The 4,563-nt window shown below is 67.9% G+C and carries 3 protein-coding genes and 2 pseudogenes; 4 read left to right on the top strand and 1 reads right to left on the bottom strand.

What is annotated here, in order from left to right; genetic code table 11:
* Positions 1–280 (bottom strand): annotated as a pseudogene (locus ACK42S_RS15890) (magnesium/cobalt efflux protein); the annotation flags it as partial.
* A gap of 163 nt (positions 281–443) precedes the next feature.
* Between ACK42S_RS15890 and ACK42S_RS15895 the strand changes: the two are divergent.
* The 4 genes and pseudogenes from ACK42S_RS15895 to ACK42S_RS15910 form a co-directional block, all read left to right on the top strand.
* The gene (locus ACK42S_RS15895; protein ID WP_409709740.1) at positions 444–1,475 is read left to right on the top strand and encodes a CobW family GTP-binding protein; all 1,032 of its coding nucleotides are present in this window, start codon (positions 444–446) and stop codon (positions 1,473–1,475) included.
* A gap of 181 nt (positions 1,476–1,656) precedes the next feature.
* The gene (gene dksA / locus ACK42S_RS15900) at positions 1,657–2,520 is read left to right on the top strand and encodes an RNA polymerase-binding protein DksA (RefSeq protein ID WP_409709743.1); all 864 of its coding nucleotides are present in this window, start codon (positions 1,657–1,659) and stop codon (positions 2,518–2,520) included.
* A gap of 22 nt (positions 2,521–2,542) precedes the next feature.
* Positions 2,543–4,240, top strand: coding sequence for a hypothetical protein (locus ACK42S_RS15905; RefSeq protein WP_409709746.1), 1,698 nt, complete (start codon positions 2,543–2,545; stop codon positions 4,238–4,240).
* Positions 4,241–4,337: 97 nt separating this feature from the next.
* A pseudogene (locus ACK42S_RS15910) lies at positions 4,338–4,563 on the top strand (HslU--HslV peptidase proteolytic subunit); the annotation flags it as partial.

A 4,563-nucleotide genomic window follows, 5' to 3' on the forward strand; every position in this document is an offset into this window, starting at 1 on the left:
TGCGCAGCAGTTCCTCGTAGGGCGCGTTGATGTCGAGCAGGTCCATGCGCGGAGCCGCCACCATCACGTCGCCGGCCGTCATGTCGGCCATGCGCAGCACGCCTTCGAGCATGAGCCGCGATTCCGGCTCGATCAGCTCGCGGTCCTCGGCTTCGGCCAGGGTCTCGAACAGCTCGTCCTTGGAGTCAGGCCCTGGCGAGAGGAACTCGACCAGGCGTTCGAAGAAGTTGCGCTTGTCGCCCGCGGGGCGTCCCAGGCGTCGAGGGTGGGGGTCGGACATCGCTTGCGCGAGAAGTTTAGATCAGCGAAGGATACCCCAGCCCCGTGACAAGGCGTATCCAGGCCGGCCGAAGGCTTGACAAGATCGATACACTCGGCTCAACCCTTGAAACGCCGGCGCTCGCCCCCAGATCCCGGCACGCCCTTTTGCGACGGATTCCATCATGAGCCTCATTCCCGCCACCATCCTCACCGGCTTCCTGGGCAGCGGCAAGACCACGCTGCTCAAGCGCGTGCTCCACGAAGCCCACGGCCAGAAGATCGCCGTCATCGAGAACGAGTTCGGTGAGGAAAACATCGACAACGACATCCTGGTGGCCGACACGCAGGAGCAGATCATCCAGATGAGCAACGGCTGCATCTGCTGCACCATCCGGGAGGATCTGCGCTCCACATTGGCCGACCTGGCCGCCAAGCGCCGCAAAGGCGAGCTGCAGTTCGACCGCGTGGTGATCGAGACCACCGGCCTGGCCGACCCCGGCCCCGTCGCCCAGACCTTCTTCATGGACGACGAGATTGCCGAAAGCTACCTGCTCGACTCCATCCTGACCCTGGTGGATGCCAAGCATGCCCAGCACCAGCTCGACACCCGCCAGGAGGCCCGCCGCCAGGTGGGATTTGCCGACCAGATCTTCATCAGCAAGACCGATTTGGTCGAGCCCGACGCCGTGGAGGCCTTGGCCCACCGCATCAAGCACATGAACCCGCGCGCGCCGCAGCGTCGCGTGCACTTCGGCGAGGTGCCGATCGCCGAGGTCTTCGACCTGCGCGGCTTCAACCTGAACGCCAAGCTCGAGATCGATCCCGACTTCCTGAAGGAGGACGATCATGACCACCATCACCACCATGACCACGAGCATGGCGAGCACTGCGACCACCCGCACCATCACCATCACGACGATGACGTGAAGTCCTTCGTCTTCCGCTCGGACCGGCCCTTCCACCCGGCCAAGCTGGAGGACTTCCTGGGCGCCATCGTGCAGATCTACGGCCCGCGCATGCTGCGCTACAAGGGGGTGCTGCACATGCAGGGCACCGAGCGCAAGGTGATCTTCCAGGGGGTGCACCAGCTCATGGGCAGCGACCTGGGCCCGCAGTGGGCCGAGGGGGAGCCCCGCACCAGCAAGATGGTCTTCATCGGCCTGGACCTGCCTCAGGACATCTTCCGGCAGGGCCTGGAGCAATGTCTCGTCTGACCCACGATCGGGCCGGGGCGGGAAAACTCCCACGCACGATGACGCGAGATCGCTACAATCCGCGGCGCCCTTGGGGGTGTCCCCGGCGCCAGAAGGCCACTGGAACGGCCTCGTCCCAAGGTTCTTCGTCCCCGATTCCGACAAGAGCAGGTATATAACTGCCACTGCGAGGAGATGGAACGTGAGCAAGACCCCGGCCCAGCGAGCCCTACCAGCCAAGACGGCGGCCAAGAAGACCGCGGCCCCGACTCGCGCCAAGGCAGCCCCGGCCGCCAAGAAGACCGTCGAGGCCGCCCCGGCCAAGGCACCGGCCAAAAAGACCCCGGCGCCGCCCGCCCGCAGTCCGCTTGCGGCCGCACCGGCCAAGACCGGCGCTGCCAAGACGGCCCCAGCGCCCAAGCCCGCGGCCTCGGCCCGGCGGCCCGAGGCCCCGGCAAGCGCCCCGGTCCCGGCAGCCGCTGCGGCCGCACCGGCCCCCAGCCCCAGCCCGGCGAAGGCTTTTTCCCAATCCTCCGCCGGGCGAGCGTCCCTCTCAGCCACCATGAACAAGTCCAACGACGTCCTCGACCAACCCCGCGCAAGCCTCACCCCCCCCGATCCCAAGCTCGCCAATGCCTGGAAGACCAAGGCCGGCAAGGACCTCACCGATGCCGAGGTGCTGGCGATGCCCGAGTCGGAGTACATGAACGACAAGCAGCTCGAGTTCTTCCGCCACAAGCTGCTGTCGCTCAAGGAAGACCTGCTGAGCAATGCCGGCGAGACCACCGAGCACCTGCGCGAGGACACCTCGATCGTTCCCGACCCGGCCGACCGGGCCACGATCGAGGAAGAACACGCCCTGGAGCTGCGCACCCGCGACCGCGAGCGCAAGCTGCTCAAGAAGATCGCCCAGGCCCTGGCCCGCATCGACGCCGGCGACTACGGTTTCTGTGACGAAACCGGCGAACCCATCGGTCTGGGCCGCCTGATCGCCCGTCCCACCGCTACACTGTCCCTCGAAGCCCAGCAGCGCCGCGAGCTGAAGCAAAAGATGTTCGGAGACTGAACACGTCGGTCTCCCCCTGGTCATGTCGGATTCCAAGGACAACACCCCCGGTTTTTTCCGCAAGGTCGTCCGGTTCGTCGCCAATCCGACGACCGACTGGGCCGACCTGAGCCATCCGGCGGCGGAATCGCGGGAAAGCGAGTACGCCAAGTCCGAACTGAAGGCGATGATCGAGCGCAAGCGGCGCAACGATTTCGTGCGCAAGCGCGAGTTCGACATGCTGCGCAAGGTGCGCCGCGAGGGCCTCACCGACGCCAACGTGGGCATGCTCGATGCCACGTCCAACCTCGACGAGGTGGACCTGCGCGGCGCGCTCGTCCGCTCCGACGTGGTCGAGGTCAAGGCCAAGATCGACGAGATCGAGCAGCAGATGGTGGGCGAATCCATCGGCACGCGTCGCTCACCCTCGTTCTACAACGCCCCGACCCAGCCGGCCGCGCTGGACGGCCCCTCGACCCGCTCGCTCGGCGCCGAACCCGCGGCCGGACCCAGCGGTGCCGCAGCCCTGGGCGACAGCCCGGCCGGGCCGCCGGCGGTGGTCGTCGGCCCGGCAGACCCCCCGGCCCCCGTGGCGCCCCCGCAAGCCGCGCCCGCTGCGCTGGGCGAAGGCTTTGCGGTGGAAGTGAGCGAGGTCGTCCACGATCCCGAGCTCGACGAGGCGGTGATCGCCTTTGCTAACGCCGATTTCGACGCCTGTGAACAATCCCTGGTCGCCATGGTGCACCCCGGCGCCAGCCGTGCACAGCATGCCGACACCTGGATGGTGCTGTTCGACCTGTACCGCGCCACCGGCCAGCAGCCCAAGTTCGAGGGCCTGGCCCTGGACTACGCGCAGCAGTTCGGCTGGTCGGCGCCCCAGTGGTTCTCGTTGCCGCGCATGGTGGCCGAAGCCGCCGCCGAAGAGGCGCCGATGACCGGCGCGGCGCGGCTGGAAGGTCCCATCGGCTGGGTCTGCCCCGAGCAGCTCGACGTCGACGCGGTGACGCGGCTGCGCTCGCAGAGCCTGCAGATGCCCCTGCCCTGGGTGCTGGACTGGAGCCCGCTGCGCCGTGTGGATGCCGAGGCCGCCGCGCAACTGAGCGAGCTGTTTCGCCATTGGGCGCGCGAGCCGCTGGAGATGCACTGGCTGGCCGGCGAGCAGTTGCTGCAGATCCTGTCCGACGCCGCCCCCACCGGCGTGCGCGATGCCGACCCGGCCCTGTGGCTGCTGCGTCTGGACGTGCTGCGCCTGGCCAACCGCCCCGACCAATTCGACGAGGTGGCGATCGACTATTGCGTCACCTACGAGGTCTCCCCGCCATCCTGGGAGGCTGCGCGCTGCGTGGTCAAGCTCGGCGGGGGCGCGGGCCTGCCCTCGGCCTCCACGGCCCCGCTGTCGGTGGTCAGCGACGTCTCCACCAGCTTCGTCGAGTCGCAGCTCGCCGATGAAGCCTTGGTGCAGGTGGCCTCACTGGAACTGTCGGGCCAGCTCGTTGGGGACATCTCCGAGACACTCAAGGGCCTGGATGCCCGCCTGGGCAAGGCCTCGATCGTCCATGTCTCGTGCACCCGCCTGATCCGGGTGGACTTCATCGCCGCCGGTGACCTGCTCAACTGGGTGCTCAACCGCCGTGGCGAGAACCGCCACATCGTGTTCGAGGACACCCACCGGCTGGTGGCGCTGTTCTTCGGCGCCATGGGCATCACCGAGCATGCCCGGGTCAAGGTGCGCAACGTCTGAAAGGGTGCGCGCGTCTGCGGCCGCACGGCGGCCCCGGACCCGAAGGGGCCGCCGCCGCGCTTGAATCCTCCCCCATCTCCCCCATCTGAGACAGTCCATGGAACCCTTTCACGGCACCACCATCGTCAGCGTGCGCCGCGGCCACCAAGTCGCCCTGGGCGGCGACGGCCAGGTCACGCTCGGCCACATCGTCGTCAAGGCCTCAGCCCGCAAGGTGCGCAAGCTGTACCGCGACCAGGTCCTGGCCGGCTTTGCCGGCGCCACGGCCGATGCCTTCACGCTGTTCGAGCGCTTCGAGGCCAAGCTGGAGAAGCACCAAGGCC

The organism is Caldimonas sp., from assembly GCF_046289365.1.
Classification (GTDB): domain Bacteria; phylum Pseudomonadota; class Gammaproteobacteria; order Burkholderiales; family Burkholderiaceae_C; genus Caldimonas.